12 protein-coding genes are annotated in these 14,960 nt (G+C 75.6%); 4 read left to right on the top strand and 8 right to left on the bottom strand.

The window, feature by feature from the left end:
- Window positions 1-6: 6 nt before the first annotated feature.
- Window positions 7-453 (top strand): YdeI/OmpD-associated family protein, encoded by a 447-nt coding sequence (locus AB3388_RS27995; protein ID WP_495408615.1) that lies wholly within the window; start codon window positions 7-9, stop codon window positions 451-453.
- 41 nt (window positions 454-494) lie between these two features.
- Here the strand turns inward: AB3388_RS27995 and AB3388_RS27990 are convergent, their stop codons facing one another.
- The gene (locus AB3388_RS27990; RefSeq protein WP_495408614.1) at window positions 495-731 is read right to left on the bottom strand and encodes a metallothionein; all 237 of its coding nucleotides are present in this window, start codon (window positions 729-731) and stop codon (window positions 495-497) included.
- Window positions 732-859: 128 nt separating this feature from the next.
- Between AB3388_RS27990 and AB3388_RS27985 the strand changes: the two genes are divergently transcribed.
- A complete protein-coding gene (locus tag AB3388_RS27985; protein ID WP_495408613.1) occupies window positions 860-2,110 on the top strand; it encodes a GGDEF domain-containing protein in 1,251 nt (416 codons plus the stop codon).
- 25 nt (window positions 2,111-2,135) lie between these two features.
- On the opposite strand, the gene AB3388_RS27980 is transcribed toward AB3388_RS27985, so the two are convergent.
- The 6 genes from AB3388_RS27980 to AB3388_RS27955 all read right to left on the bottom strand — a co-directional run bounded on the left by AB3388_RS27980 (window position 2,136) and on the right by AB3388_RS27955 (window position 11,915).
- A complete protein-coding gene (locus tag AB3388_RS27980; RefSeq protein ID WP_495408612.1) occupies window positions 2,136-2,954 on the bottom strand; it encodes an NYN domain-containing protein in 819 nt (272 codons plus the stop codon).
- Complete coding sequence (locus AB3388_RS27975) at window positions 2,951-5,044, bottom strand: putative bifunctional diguanylate cyclase/phosphodiesterase (protein ID WP_495408611.1); 2,094 nt, start codon at window positions 5,042-5,044, stop codon at window positions 2,951-2,953. Before AB3388_RS27975 ends, AB3388_RS27980 begins: the two co-directional genes overlap by 4 nt.
- 137 nt (window positions 5,045-5,181) lie before the next feature.
- Entirely contained in the window at window positions 5,182-6,801 is a 1,620-nt protein-coding gene (locus tag AB3388_RS27970) for an acyl-CoA dehydrogenase family protein (RefSeq protein WP_495408610.1), read from the bottom strand.
- Between the two features lie 384 nt (window positions 6,802-7,185).
- Window positions 7,186-9,258: a hypothetical protein gene (locus tag AB3388_RS27965; protein ID WP_495408609.1), complete on the bottom strand. Its 2,073-nt coding sequence runs from the start codon at window positions 9,256-9,258 to the stop codon at window positions 7,186-7,188.
- A 60-nt stretch (window positions 9,259-9,318) separates the two neighbouring features.
- Complete coding sequence (locus AB3388_RS27960) at window positions 9,319-10,527, bottom strand: HNH endonuclease signature motif containing protein (protein ID WP_495408608.1); 1,209 nt, start codon at window positions 10,525-10,527, stop codon at window positions 9,319-9,321.
- Between the two features lie 110 nt (window positions 10,528-10,637).
- Window positions 10,638-11,915: a competence/damage-inducible protein A gene (locus AB3388_RS27955; protein WP_495411485.1), complete on the bottom strand. Its 1,278-nt coding sequence runs from the start codon at window positions 11,913-11,915 to the stop codon at window positions 10,638-10,640.
- A gap of 166 nt (window positions 11,916-12,081) precedes the next feature.
- Here AB3388_RS27955 and AB3388_RS27950 point away from each other — a divergent pair, with 166 nt between their 5' ends.
- Entirely contained in the window at window positions 12,082-12,603 is a 522-nt protein-coding gene (locus AB3388_RS27950) for a hypothetical protein (protein ID WP_495408607.1), read from the top strand.
- 244 nt (window positions 12,604-12,847) lie between these two features.
- Window positions 12,848-13,384, top strand: a complete 537-nt coding sequence (locus AB3388_RS27945) for a cupredoxin domain-containing protein (RefSeq protein WP_495408606.1) — start codon at window positions 12,848-12,850, stop codon at window positions 13,382-13,384.
- Between the two features lie 28 nt (window positions 13,385-13,412).
- On the opposite strand, the gene AB3388_RS27940 is transcribed toward AB3388_RS27945, so the two are convergent.
- Window positions 13,413-14,888 carry a protein kinase domain-containing protein gene (locus tag AB3388_RS27940; RefSeq protein ID WP_495408605.1) on the bottom strand — a complete coding sequence of 492 codons (1,476 nt, stop codon included), beginning with the start codon at window positions 14,886-14,888 and terminating at the stop codon, window positions 13,413-13,415.
- Window positions 14,889-14,960: the final 72 nt, after the last annotated feature.

Genomic DNA, 14,960 nt, shown 5'->3' with positions numbered 1-14,960 from the left:
CCCGCCATGAGATTCCGGACGACGGTGGAGCTCGGCGGCCGGACGGCGACGGGCATGCGCGTGCCGCCCGAGGTCGTCGAGGCCCTCGGCGCCGGGAAGAAGCCGCCCGTGCGGGTGACCATCGGCGGGCACACCTACCGCAGCACCGTGGCCACGCGGGGCGGCGTGTACCTGCTGCCGATCAGCGCGGAGAACCGGGCCGGCGCGGGCGTCGCCGCCGGGGACGAGGTCGAGGTGGACGTCGAGCTCGACGACGCCCCGCGCGAGGTGACGGTGCCGCCGGACCTCGCGGAGGCCCTGGCCGGCGACCCCGTGGCGAGGGCGGCCTTCGAGGCGCTGCCCTACAGCCACCGGCAGCGGCACGTGCTCGCGATCGACGGCGCGAAGGCGCCCGAGACCCGCGCCCGCCGGATCGACAAGGCGCTGGCCATGCTCCGCGAGGGCGGCCGCTGACCCTCCCGGCCGCTCGGGCCGGGCCGCTCGGGCCGCGCTGCTCAGGCCCGGTCGGCGACCCCGGCCTCGGCGTGCTCGTGCCGGGCGCAGTGGGCGCAGCAGTAGAACTGCCCGTTCACCACCACGCCGTGCCCGATGACCTTGCAGCCGCAGTGCTCGCACACCGGCGCCATCCGGTGGATGGCGCACTCGAAGCTGTCGAAGGTGTGCCGCTCGCCCGCGGCGATCACCTCGAAGCTCATGTCGTAGTCGTTGCCGCAGACCTCGCAGACGGCCATGTCCCCTCCTCGACCCGCTGTGGCCCGGTCCTTCCCCGCCACCGGTCCCGGGACACCCGGCAAGGGGGGCTCACCCGCGAGGGGTGGACGACGCTCAGGCTCGCGGGCCGGCGTGCCGATGGGAAGGTGTGCCTCCCTCCGTCGTCCACCGCGGTTCCGCGGTGCTGCGCCGGGGCGTCGCCGTCCACCCCGACCCGGCCGACGCCCCGGTGCCCGCCGTGCCCCCGGCGGGCCGGCGGGCCGAGGAGGAGCTCTCCGAGCGCGCGTCCCTGCGCGAGTTGATCGCGGCGGCGCCCGAGCTGCGGGCGGAACTGCACCGGCGCGGCCGCGCGTCGGCGCTGCTCATCGTCACCTTCGCCGCCCTCGTGCTGCCCGCCTGGACCGGCTTCGACGTCCTGCTCGAGCCGGAGCTCGTGAGCCGGTTCGCGCTGGTCCGGCTGCTCTGCGCCGCACCGATGGTGGTCGCCTGGTGGCTGCTCTGGCGGCACCCGGTCGGCCGGCGGCATCCGCAGCGCATCACGCTGGCGGTCCTGACGCTGGTCCAGTTCGACATCGTCTGGATGGCCACCCAGGTGACGCACGTGGAGGCCTACGCCATGGGCCTGTCGCTGGCGCTGTACGGCAGCGGGTGCATCCTCTCCGGCCGGCCGCGCTGGACCGGCGCGCTGGTCGCCGTGACCGTGCTCGCCTTCGCCGGGGCGGCTCTGGCCGGGTCGATGTCGCCGCAGACCCTGGCGATCGTCGGCTACTACCTGGCCACGGCGTCTGCGATCTCCGTGGTGGCGCACGTGCTGCGACAGGGGATCGCGGTGCGGGAGCTGCGCGCCCGCGTGCGGCTCGAGCGCGAGCAGGAGCGCACCCGGGGCCTGCTGGCCCGGCTGGACCGGCTCAGCCACGAGGACCCGCTCACCGGCCTGGCCAACCGCCGCCGGTGGGACGCCGAGCTGTCCACCGGATGCGCCGAAGCCCGCGAGCGCGGCACCGGGCTGGCCGTCGTCCTCCTGGACATCGACCACTTCAAGGACATCAACGACCGCCACGGGCACGCCGGCGGGGACGAGGCGCTCCGGCAGGTCGCGGCGCTGCTGCGCCGGTCGGTGCGCGGCACCGACCTCGTGGCGCGGCTCGGCGGCGACGAACTGGCCGTGCTCATGCCGGGGGCCGACCTGGCCCGCGCCGTCGAGCTGGCCGAGGCGGTGCGCGCCGGAGCCGCCGAGCTCCGGCCGGCCGGCTTCGCGCCGGGCGAGGTGAGCCTCTCCCTGGGCGTCGGCGTGGCCGCCGGGTCGCGCGCCTACCCGCTCGAGCTGACGTCGTGCGCGGACGCCCAGCTCTACCGGGCCAAGATCACCCGCAACTGCGTCGGCGCGCCGACGACCTGAGCTCCCCCGCTGACCCGCGCCGCGCTCAGCCGTTGCGGCGGGCGGTGAAGCCGCTGACGAACTCGCGCAGCCCCCGCGTGGGCCGCAGCCACGCGCCGTCCGGCGGGAGCGCGTCCAGCCGCACCCGGTCCAGCGGGGCGGCGAACGCGCCGGGCACGTCCTCGATGTCGATGAACTCCAGCAGGTCGGAGCTGATCGCGTAGCCCGCGACCTCGCTGAAGGCGACGACGACGACCTCGGTGCCCTCCCGCGCCAGCGCCTCGAGCGGCTCGGCGAAGTTGCGCCCGTCGCCGGAGAAGACCACCAGCCGACGCAGCCGGTGGCTGTGCGACCGGACCGCGATGTGGTCGAGCATGTCCTGGTCGATGTCGTCGTCCGGCTGCAGCTTCGGCCGGGCGAAGACGGCGAAGCCGAAGCTGCGCAGCGCCTCCACCCACCGCTGCAGGCTGCCCACGACCGGCGGGATGTTGGCGAACACGCACGCCTCGACCTCGGACGCGTCGGAGGCCGCCGCATCCCCGCCCACCCCACCGGCGCCCTCCACGAACCAGGCGGCGATCGCGTCGAACCGCGGGCGGGTCTCCGCCGTGGGCCGCGCGCCGATCACCGTCGACAGGGTCATGTCGATGTTCGGGGCGTCCCAGATGAGCAGGTCCAGCGGCGGACGGGGCCGGCCGTCGGCGGGCGCGGGCTCCGGCCGGGAAGCAAGATCGGGGGTGTCGAGCACCTCCGCAGTGTGCCCGCCCCCGGTCAGGACGGCGCCGGGCAGGTGGATCGCCGTCCGCGGGGGCCCGGCCGGCGCGCTGGCCCGGCGGACGCGGCGGCGTGCGGGCCGTTCGATCACCGAGCCACGCCCTCCACGAGCGCGCACCGGTCGCCGCCGGCGGCGTGGACGGCGCGCACCCAGCCCGGGACCTCCGCGGCCGGCATGGGCTGACCCAGCAGGTAGCCCTGCGCGAGGTCGCAGCCCGCCGCGCGCACCAGCCGCAGGTGCTCCGGCGTCTCCACGCCCTCGGCCACCGAGCGGATGCCCAGGGTGCGGGTGAGGGCGACGATCGCCTCGAGGACGTCACCGGCCGCCGGGGTGGACACCCGCTGGGCGGCGGTGAGCAGCGAGCGGTCGATCTTGAGCGTGCCGATGGGCAGGGCCAGCAGCTGCGCGAGGGAGGACCAGCCGGTCCCGAAGTCGTCGATGGCCACACGGACGCCGAAGGAGCGCAGCACCGAGAGCTGGTCCTCCGCGCGGGCGGGGTCCTCGGCCAGGCTGGTCTCGGTCAGCTCGAGGGTCAGCTGCTCCGCGGGCAGCCCGGACTCCCGCAGCGCCGAGCGCACGTCGCGGACCAGCGTCTCGGTGGCGAAGTGGCGCGCGCTGATGTTGACCGCGATGCGCAGCGGCAGCCCCTCGGCGGCCCACTGCGCGGCGTTGCGGCTGGTCTCGTGCAGCAGCCAGCGGGTCATCGGGATCAGCTGGCCGGTCTCCTCGGCCACCGAGAGGAAGGAGTCCGGTGGGAGCAGGCCGCGCTCGGGGTGCTGCCAGCGCACGAGGGCCTCGACGCCCTCGATCGCCCCGGAGTCCAGCCGCACCACCGGCTGGTAGTGGACGACGAGCTGGCCGAGGGCGCCGTCCCGCAGGCGGCTGGCCACCTCCAGCCGCCAGCGCGCCGCCTCCCGCAGCCCCGGGGAGAACAGGTGCACCCGGTCGCGGCCGGAGGCCTTGGCGGCGTACATGGCCGAGTCGGCGTCACCGAGCAGGCCGTGGGCTTCGGCGCCGGGGTCGGCCACCGCCACCCCGATGCTGGCCGACAGCGGCACCGCCAGGCCCTCGGCCGGGAAGGGCGCGGCGAACGAGTTCTGCAGCCGGAACGCCAGCGCGGCCGCCTCCGAGCTGTCCACCGCGCGGGCCAGCACCAGGAACTGGTCGCCGGCCAGCCGGCCGACGGCGTCCCCGGGACGCACCTGCTCGACCAGCCGGTAGGCCACCTGGCGCAGCAGCGCGTCGCCGACCTGGTGGCCGAGGGAGTCGTTGATCGTCTTGAACCCGTCGAGGTCCAGGTGCAGCAGCGCGGTCGTCCCGCCCTCGCGGTCGTGCAGCGCGTCGCCGATCAGCTGGAGCATCCGGGAGCGGTTGGGCAGTCCGGTCAGCTCGTCGTGGCCGGCCTGCCAGGCCAGCGCCTGCTCGGTGCACACCTGCTCGGTGACGTCGATGTGGCTGACCACCACGCGGCGGGAGGCGTTCACCCGCGCCGCCTGCAGCCGGTACCAGCTGACGGTGGGTCCCATCCGGTGGGAGTACTCGTGGTCGAAGGTCGGCGGGTCGTCGCGGTCGTCGGCCATGAGCCGACGGAGCCCGACGGTGATCGCCGCGTGGTCCGCCGGCTCCAGGCCCCGGGACAACACCTCGAGGTAGTCGTCGCCGACACCGCCGGGGGTGACACCGTCCCGCTCGAGCACCTCGCCGTCCGCCGTCCAGGCCCGGTTGACGGTGAGGATGCGGCCGTCCTCGCCGACGAGGACGGTGGCCGCGGGCAGGGACTCGAGGATCGCGGTGAGCTGGCCCATCTCGGCCCTGCGCTCCTGGTCGGCGCGGCGCCGCTCGTCGATGTCGCGGACGAACGCCGTGACGCCGACGGCGTCGGCGTTCGCCCGGATCTCGTACCAGCGCTGCGTGCGCTCGTGCAGGTACTCGAAGGCGCGCGGCTGCCCGTCGGCGGCGATCGCGGCCAGCTCGCCGGCCAGCCGGGTGCCGCCGACCTGCGGGAGGCACCGGGTGACCGGCTGCCCGAGGAGCTCGGCGGCCCGTGTGCCGAGCAGCTGCTCGCCGGCGCGGTTGACGTAGGTGAACCGCCAGCGCCGGTCGAGCTGGAAGACCGCGTCGGGGATCGCGAGCAGAGGGTCATGACGGACCGGCGACCGGTCGACGTCCCGAGACTCCACGCTGCCCGCTCTCTCGTTCCCCCTGCGGCGCGTCGGAACCTGTGCCGCGGGAGACCGCGGCACGCCCGACCCGAAGGCGCCGGCGACAGTCGTGTGCGACCGACGCTCCTCCGAGAGTAATGCGACCCCACGCTGTCTCACACGGGTGTGATCCGCGCCCGCCCGAGGATCGCGCGCGTTCCGGTTCCGGGCGGCAGCGTGCCGAGGACGGCACCCCAGTCACCGCCCAGGCGGGTGGCGCAGAAGGCGTCGGCGACGGCGGACGGCGCGAACCGCAGCAGCAGCGAGCCCTGCAGGCACAGGGCCAGCAGACCGGCCACGCGGCGGGCGCGCAGCGGCAGCTGGTCGGGTTCGCCCAGCTCAGCGGCGAGGCGCTTGACCGCCTCGTCGAAGCGGGGGTCGGCGCCGCGGGCGAGCTCGATCTCGGCGGTGACGGCGGCCAGGGAGTCCGTGTGCCGGCCCAGTGCCCGGAGGACGTCGAGGGCGATGACGTTGCCCGAGCCCTCCCAGATGGAGTTCAGCGGCGCCTGCCGGTAGAGCCGCGGCAGCCCGGACTCCTCGACGTAGCCGTTGCCGCCGAGCACCTCGAGGGCCTCGGCCACGACGGCGGGCGTCCGCTTGCAGACCCAGAACTTCGCCGCGGCGCCGGCCAGGCGGAGGAAGTCGGTCTCGCCGCCGTCCAGGGCTGCGGCCAGCCGGATCGCCAGCGCCGTCGCCGCCTCGCTCTCGACGGCGAGGTCGGCGAGGACGTTCTGCATGAGCGGCTGGTTGGCGAGCAGGGCGCCGAACGCGCGCCGGTGGTCGGCGTGGTGGATCGCCTGCGTGAGCGCGGCCCGCACGGTGGCGGCCGAGCCGAGCACGCAGTCCAGCCGGGTCACGTTGACCATCTCGATGATCGTGGGGACGCCGCGGCCCGGGTCGCCGACCAGCCAGCCCGTCGTCCCGTCGAACTCGACCTCGCTGGAGGCGTTGGAGCGGTCGCCGAGCTTGTCCTTCAGACGTTGCACGTGGAACACGTTGCGGCTGCCGTCGGGAAGGACGCGGGGCACGAGGAAGCAGGAGACGCCCTCGTCGAGCTGGGCGAGGACCAGGAACAGGTCGCTCATCGGCGCCGAGGTGAACCACTTGTGCCCGGTGAGGGCGTAGGTGCCGTCGGGCTGCGGGACGGCGCGGGTGGTGTTGGCCCGGACGTCGGAGCCGCCCTGCTTCTCGGTCATGCCCATGCCGGCGACGAGCCCGGCCTTGCCGGTGGGCTCGGCCAGCTCGTAGGCGTACGCCGGCGCGGTCAGGCCCGGCTCGTAGCGTTCGGCCAGGTCGGGCGAGCGGCGCAGCGCCGGGACGGCGGCGTAGGTCATGGTCACCGGGCAGCCGTGGCCCATCTCGACCTGCGTCCAGCCGAGGTAGCCGACGGCGCGGCGGACGTGGGGGTGCTGCTCCCGGCTCGCCCAGGGCGCCCCGGCCAGCCCGTGCTCGAACGCCGTCCGCATGAGCTCGTGCCAGGCCGGGTGGAACTCGACCTCGTCGATCCGGTGGCCGTAGCGGTCGTGGGTGCGCAGCTTCGGCGGGTTCTCGTTGGCCAGCCGGCCCCACTCCTGCGCCTGCTCGCTGCCGGCGAGCCGGCCCAGCGTGGCGAGCGACTGCAAGGCCGGCGCGTCGGCGTGCCGCAGGCAGGCCTCGGCGAGGGCAGCGTCACCCGCGATGGGGTCGTGCCCGACCAGTGGTGGGACCTGGTTGGTGACCTCGTGGGTGGCGCTCATGTGGCGCACGTTACCGGCCGGTAGGCGGGCCGGGTACCGCTCGCCGAGGCTGCTGCGACTGTGGCCGCTCGCTGCCGTCCGGCCCCGTGAAACCCGGGCGGATGCGAGAGGCGGATGGGTCCGCTCCGTGCCCGTCCGGCCCCGTGAAACCCGGGCGGACACGATGCGGGCCGCTCCGGAGGTGGCTGCTCGAGCTGCCCCGTGACAGTTCGCGCAGCCACCGCCGGTTTCCCGGGGAGGAGGGGGCGCTGCGGCGAGCAGGCTCAGGACGGCGTCGGGAGTCCCTCCCCCCGGGCCGTCCGTGTGCGAGCGGACGGCCGTGCGGGGTTGCGGCCGGCCGCCGCGCGTGTCAGATCACGCGGGCAGCGACCGGCCGGAGGGAGGTCAGTCGGGCGAGAAGGACGGCTCAGGATCGGAGCCGGAGACGAGCGCGCGCACCGGTCCGGGCGAGACCAGGTGGCCGGGCTCGGCTGGCCGCGCCACCGAGAGCAGGGCGGCGAGCAGGGCCGGAGCGGTCCAGCCGCCCCCGGATGCGGCCGGCGCGCCGGTCGACGACGGAGCGCCGTCGGGAACGTCGGGTGTCATCGGAGCCGGGACGGCGGGCGCGCCCTCGCGGCTGCCGTCGGGAGCCGTGGCGGGCGTCGTGGCGCCGCCGTGGAGAGCCGTCCGCACGACGGTGGCCGGCACGGTGGCCGGCGGGAAGAAGGTGGCCGAGAAGGCGGCGGCGCTGATCACGGCGGCCGGAGTCGTCACGACGGAAACCAGAGATGCAGCCACCTCGGCCGCGGTCGTCACGACGGAGATCTGAGGAGCGACGACGTCGACGGCCGGCGCCGCGGTCGCTACGACCGGGAGCGGGGCGTCTGTGACGGTTGCGACAACCGGCGCGGCATCTGGGATGACCGGGGCGAGCACTTCGGTCACCGGCGGAACCACGGGGCTGGGGATCTCGGCAATGACCGGCACGACCGGGTCGAGCACCGGCGCGATCGGTGGCACGGTCTCGGGCACCGGCGGCAGCGTCCCCAGCACCGGCGGGATGACCTCTGCAACCGGCGGCAACGCACCGAACACCGGAGGCAAGGTCTCCAGCGCCGGCGGCAGCGTCTCCAGCACCGGCGGCAGCGTCTCCAACGCCGGCGGCAGCGTCGGCAGAACGGGTGGGAGCGCCTCGACCACCGGAGGCAGGGTCTCGACCACCGGCGGCAGGGTTTCCAGCACCGGCGGCAGCGTCTCCAGCACCGGCGGGGCCGTCTCTGGCACCGGCGGCAGCGTCTGCAGCACGGGTGGGAGCGCCTCGACCACCGGCGGCAGCGTCTCGACCACCGGAGGCAGGGTCTCCAGCCCCGGAGGCAGCGTCTCCAGCCCCGGAGGCAGCGTCTCCAGCACCGGAGGCAGCGTCTCCAGCACCGGCGGCAGCGTCTCCAGCACCGGCGGCACGGTTTCCAGCCCCGGCGGCACGGTGCCGTGCCCCGGCGCAGGCGTCCCCAGCCCCGGCGGCACGGTTTCCAGCCCCGGCGGCACGGTGCCGTGCCCCGGCGCAGGCGTCCCCAGCCCCGGCGGCACGGTTTCCAGCCCCGGCGGCACGGTGCCGTGCCCCGGCGCAGGCGTCCCCAGCCCCGGCGGCACGGTTTCCAGCCCCGGCGGCACGGTGCCGTGCCCCGGCGCAGGCGTCCCCAGCCCCGGCGGCACGGTTTCCAGCCCCGGCGGCACGGTGCCGTGCCCCGGCGGAGGCGTACCCAGCCCCGGCGGGATGGCCTCCACGACGGGCGACGCCACGGGAGCAACGGCGTCAACGACCGGTTCGACGGGCTCGACCACCGGGTCGACGGCCGCATCGACGGTCGGGCCGACCGTCTCCACCGCGGGCTCGACCACCGCGTCGACCGGGTCACCGACCGGAGGGACGGCGCCTTCGACCGGCGGAGCCGACGGCGTCTCCGTTGGCGGTGTCACCGTGTCGGCGGGAGGCGCCACGACCTCGTCTGCCACCGGCTCGACCACATCGGCCACCGAGGGCGCAGCGGACTCGACGACCGGCGCCACGACCTCGTCAGCGGCCGGCGGGACAGCCTGGGTGACCCCGACGGGGTCCGTCACAGCCGGGGCGGGCTCAGCCGGCGGAGGCGGCGTCGCCACCGATGGCTCCGCCACGGTCTCCGACACCGTGTCGGTGACCGTGGCGGTCACTTCGGCGGCCTGGTCGGTCACCACATCGGGCGCGGACGCGGACGCGGGAGGTGGCGGGGCCGCGTCAGCCGGGGATGCCGCGTCTGACACGACGCTGACCGCGTCGGACACTCCGGGGATCGGGTCATCAGCCGCGCGGGCGGTACCGCCCGCCGCCAGCAGGATCAGCACACCGCCGACCGCGAAGAACACGAGCAGAAGCACGCGTCGGGCCCAGGGCCAGCGGGACAAAGCCCGCCAGTCGCTGACGCCCGACGGCTTGGGCATGCCAATTGAGTACTCCGGTCGAAGCGCGGGGAAACCCGTGAGGGCTGTTCCTTCGGACGGTCACCCGGCGCGGGAGAGCCCTGGGTCGTCAACCGGTCGTCGGAGGGTGAGGATCTCGGTGCCGTCGCGCCGGTAGGTGTGCCAGCGTCCGCTGCTGTCTCGTTCGACGCGGAAGCCGTGGTGGGCCTGGGTGTGGTGCCGCTCGCACAGCAGCGCGGAGTTCTCCGCGGAGGTCTCGCCGCCGAAGAGCCAATGCACGACGTGATGAACCTCGCACCAGTGGGTCGGGGCATCGCAGCCGGCGAACACGCAGTGCTCGTCCCGGAGTTCGACGGCCTTGCGCAGGCCGGGGGTGACCAGCCGCTGGGCGCGGCCGTAGTCGAGCAGCTCACCGTCGGCGGAGAGCAGATAGCGGCGCAGCTCGGCGTCGCAGGCGACCTGCCGGGCGCGGGCGGCGGAGAGGACCGCGCCGAACCCGGCCCGCGCGGCGCCCCTGCCGGTGGCCGGGTCGGCCAGGTCCTCACTGTTCACCCGGACCGCGACCTGGGGTTTGACGGTGCGCAGCAGCGGCAGCGTGCCGCAGCCCAGGTGGATGTCGGCCAGCTGGACGAGGGCGTCGGCCTGCTGCTGGGGCCGGGTGCGCGCATCGTCGGCCGGCCGGTGGGTCTGCAGGATCGATTGCAGCGCGGCCTGCAGCTTCTCCATGCCCAGCGGGTCGAGGTGGAAGCGGCCGGTGCCCGACCCGTCGGCGTGCTTGGCGAAGGTCAGGAATCGTTCCTCGGTGGGATCGGGTTCGGGGCCGTCGGCGTCGAGGCGGGTGAGCACCTGGTGCACCAGCTTCACCAGGTCCTCGTGCGGCTGGGTGGCGGCGAGGCGGGCCAGCACCGCGGCGACCTCGGTCAGGTCGATGCCCTGGGCGGCGGCCAGCGCGACCGGCCGCGGCCCGGTGATCTTGCCGATGGCATCGACCTGATCGGCGGTGAGCTCCCCGGCCGCGTGCGCGGCGGCGACGGCGGGCAGCTGCTCCAGCGCCCGGCCGTGGCGCACCACGCGCGACGCCGCGTTGCCGGAGAGCCGGCAGTGCCCGCGCAGCCACGACTGCGCCGTGGCCATCCCATCCCCGGCGAACGCCCGCAGGCCGTCCGCGACGCGCACGGTGCGGGCCAGTTCTGCGTCGATCCGGTTGCGCTCGGCGACCAGTGCCCGGGTGCGGTCGAGCAGCTGCGGGCCCGACAGGGCCTGCAGCGCATCCTCCGACGGCACCTCCACGACACCTCCTTCGTACTCGAACGTTTGTACGAAAAATAGCCGTCAAGGAGCCGCCCCGCGACCCGAATTCCCAGGTCAGACGGTTGTCCACAGATGCGACGAGGGTCTTGTCAGGCGGGCGGGCCACCCAGCAGCAGAACCCGCAGGAGGTGCATCGCCATGACCACGGAACGGCCGCGGACGGCGGAGCGAGACCCGGGCAGCCGCAGCGACTTCACCTGTGCGCCGTCAGGCCCGATGGCGCACAGGTGCACCGTGCCGACCGGCTTGTCCGGCGTCCCCCCGCCGGGGCCGGCGATCCCCGTGATGCCGACGCCGATGTCGGCACCGAAGCGGGCACGCGCGCCCTCGGCCAGCGCGGCGGCGACCTCGGGGCTGACCGCCCCGTGCTCGGCCAGCAGCTCGGCGGGGACGTCGGCCAGCCGCTCCTTCGCCGAGTTGGCGTACGCGGTGAGGCCACCGAGGACCCAGGCCGACGACCCGGCCCGCTCGGTCAGCCGCGCGGCGAGCAGGCCGCCGGTGCACGACTCGGCGGTGGCGACGGTCAGCCCGCGCTCGGCGAATCCCTGGGCGACCAGGTCGTCGAGTGACGGCCCGCGGGAGAACAGCGTGTCGCCGAAGTCCTCCTCGACCGCGGCGACCAGCCGCTCGTACGCCGCCTCCGCCTCCGGGGCGTAGCGCGTCACGATCTCCAGCTCGCCGTCCCGCAGGCACGTGGTGACCTCCAGGCCGCCGAGCTCGGCGTCGTGCTCGCGCAGGGTCGCGGCCAGCTGCGACTCCAGCGTCCCCCAGAGCCGCAGCGTCTCCTGGCGCAGCTCCTCGCGGCCGGCCAGCGCCCGCTGGGTCGGCTCGGCGGCCACCGCCGCCCCCCACATGCCCCGCAGCTCGGCGGGCGGGCCGGGCAGCACGAGCACCGTCGGCCCGCCGCGCCCCTCGGCGGGTGGGACGACGAGGCCCGGCGCCGTCCCGACCGGATCCAGCACGGTCGCCCCCGCGGGCACCAGCGCCTGCTTGCGCACGCCGGCCGCGGTCGCCTCCGGATCGGCCCGCCAGCCCCGGCGGGCCATCAGCCGCTCGACGATGCCGCCGATCCGCTGCTCGAGGGCCGGGTCGACCGCCGACGGGCGGCCCTGATGGTCCCCGACCACCTGGGCGGTCAGATCGTCCGCGGTCGGGCCGAGGCCACCGGAGGTGATCACCAGCCCGACACCGGTGCCGGCGAGGAAGTCCAGCGCGGAGCGGACGTCGTCCGGCCGGTCCCCCACGACGACGACGTGGCCTACGTCGACGCCGAGCTCGCGCAGCCGCTCGGCGAGCCACGGCCCGTTCCGGTCGGTCACCCGCCCGGTCAGCACCTCGGTCCCGGTGACGACGACTCCGGCGCGCATGCCCACGCCGCGACCCTAACGGGAACGGTCCGTCCGGATGCGGACAGGAGCGACGCTCCCGACGCGCACACGACGTTCCCCGGGACGACGGCCGCGTCGTGGCTAGCGTCCGCACACGCAGCGGCCCCGGAGGACGGGCCCGTCCCGGAACGCCAGGAGGAACCGCGTGTCCCTGTCCCCACCTCCCTCGCGCACGACGACCCACCGCACGGTCCAGCTGACCCGCAACCACGTCCGGGACGACGCTCCCCCACCCCCCGACGTGCAGCCCACCGGGCCCGTCGACGGCCTGCCGCGCCCGCCCCGGCCGGCGCCCGGTGTCTCGCGGGTCCGGCCGCGGCGGGGCGCCGCCACCGTCCGTGTCCTCGTCGTGGCGTCGGCGGTACTGCTGGAGATCGGGCTGCTGATGAGTGCCGGCCGGGAGGCCCGGCTCTGGACGGCGGCACCGCTCTGGTCGGCCTTCGCCACCGTCGCGGTCCTCCTTGCTGCGCTGGCCGTGGCCCGCTCCCGTCAGCTGCGCAACGACCGGTCGTGGAAGACCGCCGCCGCGGGGCTGACCGGGCTCGCCGTGTTCTGGGTCGTGGTGGTCCTCCCGGAGGTCACCACGAACCGCGGCTTCCTGCTGACCGCGGCGCTGGCCTGCCTCGGCATCGCGCTCTGGCTCGCCCCCGGCGACCGCAAGGCCTGAGCGAAGCCGCCGGCCGACCGTCCGTGTCGGCGCGCTGCGCCGTGCCTGCCCGGCTCCTCCCGGATGACTTGTGACGTTGAAGCGTCATGGACCCCGCCGCTAGCTTGCGCCCGCTCCGGGACGCGATGCGCCATGTCGCACGCCTCGGAGCTGATCCGCGGAGACCACCCGCGGCGCACGGCACACGGCCAGGCACGTCACACCGTCGTGAAGGGGTGTCATGAGACGTCGTAGGAGCATCGTCGTGGGGGCGATCGCCGCCCTCCTGATCCTCGGGTTCACCGGTCCCGCACAGGCCGACAGCGGGCCGGGCCGCAACCAGGCGCAGGTCGTCCAGATGCAGGACCGCTGCGACCCGGCCACGTTCACCGCCAACGGCGTTCCGTGTGTCGGGAACGGGGACACGACTTTCGCGGACTTCCTGGCCGAGGTCGCGGCCAAGGGCTCCGACGGCCACTGGCGGTTCCACCCCGACCACCTGACGATCAACGCCGGTGAGTTGCTGCGGGCCGACAACGTCGGCGGCGAGCTTCACACGTTCACCCGCGTCGACAACTTCCAGCTGGGCTGCATCCCGGTGCTGAACCCGGGCGGCGTCGCCTCCACGGACCCGCGGTGTGCCCTGGTGGACGTCGCGCCGGGCGTGCAGGTGCCTCGCGAGTTCCTGGTGACCGGCGTCCAGCCGGGCGGTTCGGCGACCGAGAACCTGGCCCCGGGCACCTACAAGTTCCAGTGCTTCGTCCACCCGTGGATGCGGACCACCGTCACCGTGCGCCGCTGACCGTTCGCAGATCGAGGACGGCCGCGGCTCAGTTGCCGCGGCCGTTCCCGTTCCCCTTGCCGTTCCCTCCGGCGTGCCCGTTCCCGTTGCCCAGGCCGTTCGCCTTCCCGTTTCCGCGGCCGGGTCGGACGCTGTTCCCGGGGGCGGGCGCCGGCGCGGGCGCCGCGGCCTCCACCGGAGCGGGCGCCGCTGCCTCTACCGGCGCCGCCTCCACCGGGGCGGCCTCCACCGGCGCGGCCGGGGAGGACGCCGGCGGTGCGGTGCTCGACGGCGCGGCAGCGACAGGCGCGACGGCGAAGGACACGGTGACCAGGTCGCCGGGCCGCAGCGCCCCCACCGGGTCCAGCGCGAGGACCGTGCCCGCGGGCGCCGCCGCCGTCTCCACCGGCGCCCTCGCGATCCGGAGCCCCAACGCGGCCAGGTCGGCCTCGACGTCGTCCACCGCCCGGCCGACGTGGTCCGCCGAGCGCAGCACGACCCCGTTCGCGTCCTCCGCGACCACCGGCGCGGTGGGCGCAGACCCCCAGTGCAGCCCGCCGACACCGATCCCCGCGCCCGCGAGCAGGGCCCCCGCGATCAGCGCGCCCACGGGCGCCAGCACCCGCCGGCGGCGGAGCGCCCGCCCGGGCAGCCCCGCGGCCGCGAACCGCCGGGTCGGCGGAGGCACGGGCCGCCCCGCCCGCACGTCGTCGACCGCGTCCCGGAACGCCGCGCCGTCGGCGAACCGCCCGGCCGGGTCCTTGCACAGCGCCCGGGCGACGAGCGCGCGCACGGGGCCGGGGACGTCGTCCGGCAGCGGCGGGGGTTCCTCCCGGATCTGCCGGAGCGCGATCTGCACCGGCGTCCCGCCGTCGAAAGCACGGTGCCCGGCCAGGCACTCGTAGCCGATCAGACCGAGCGCGTAGACGTCGCTGGCCGGGCCGCCCCGGCCGCCCTCGGCCTGCTCGGGCGAGAGGTACTGGGCGGTGCCGACGACCTGCCCGGTCTGGGTCAGCGGGACGTCCGAGGCCGACCAGGCGACGCCGAAGTCGGTGATCCGCACGACGCCGTCCGTGCCCACCAGCAGGTTGCCCGGCTTGACGTCGCGGTGCACGACGCCGGCGCCGTGCGCCGCGGCCAGCCCGGCCGCGGTCTGCCGGAGGACGTCGAGCGTGCGGGGGACGTCGAGGCGCCCCTCCCTCGCGAGGACGGCGGCCAGCGACTCGCCGTCCACCAGCTCCATGACGAGGTAGGCCAGGTGCTCTCCGGTCGACGCCGGGGCCTCGCCGTAGTCGAAGACCGCGGCGATGTTGCGGTGCGCCAGCAGCGCCGCGTGCTGGGCCTCGGCGCGGAAGCGGGCCAGGAACGTCGGGTCACCGGTGTACTCGCTGCGCAGCACCTTCACCGCGACGGGCCGGCCGAGCACGACGTCGCGGCCGCGCCAGACCTGACCCATGCCGCCGCTGGCCAGCAGCCCCAGCAGCTCGTAGCGGCCGCCGAGCGGCGGCCCGCCCGGTGCGACCACGCACGCCTCCCCTCCAGCGACCGGCTCCCACACTGCCCCCGGGCGCCGGAGCCCACACCTGGGGCCCACGGA

The sequence above is a fragment of the Geodermatophilus sp. SMS 5-13 genome (genome assembly GCF_059428245.1).
The sequence above is the reverse complement of the archived record's forward strand: the minus strand, read 5'-3'. Positions and strand labels throughout refer to the sequence as shown.

Coding starts and splice junctions, on each gene's coding strand:
- AB3388_RS27995 (WP_495408615.1), top strand. CDS start 7: ATGAGATTCCGGACGACGGTGGAGCTCGGCGGCCGGACGGCGACGGGC.
- AB3388_RS27990 (WP_495408614.1), bottom strand. CDS start 731: ATGGCCGTCTGCGAGGTCTGCGGCAACGACTACGACATGAGCTTCGAG.
- AB3388_RS27970 (WP_495408610.1), bottom strand. CDS start 6,801: ATGAGCGCCACCCACGAGGTCACCAACCAGGTCCCACCACTGGTCGGG.
- AB3388_RS27965 (WP_495408609.1), bottom strand. CDS start 9,258: ATGCCCAAGCCGTCGGGCGTCAGCGACTGGCGGGCTTTGTCCCGCTGG.
- AB3388_RS27955 (WP_495411485.1), bottom strand. CDS start 11,915: ATGCGCGCCGGAGTCGTCGTCACCGGGACCGAGGTGCTGACCGGGCGG.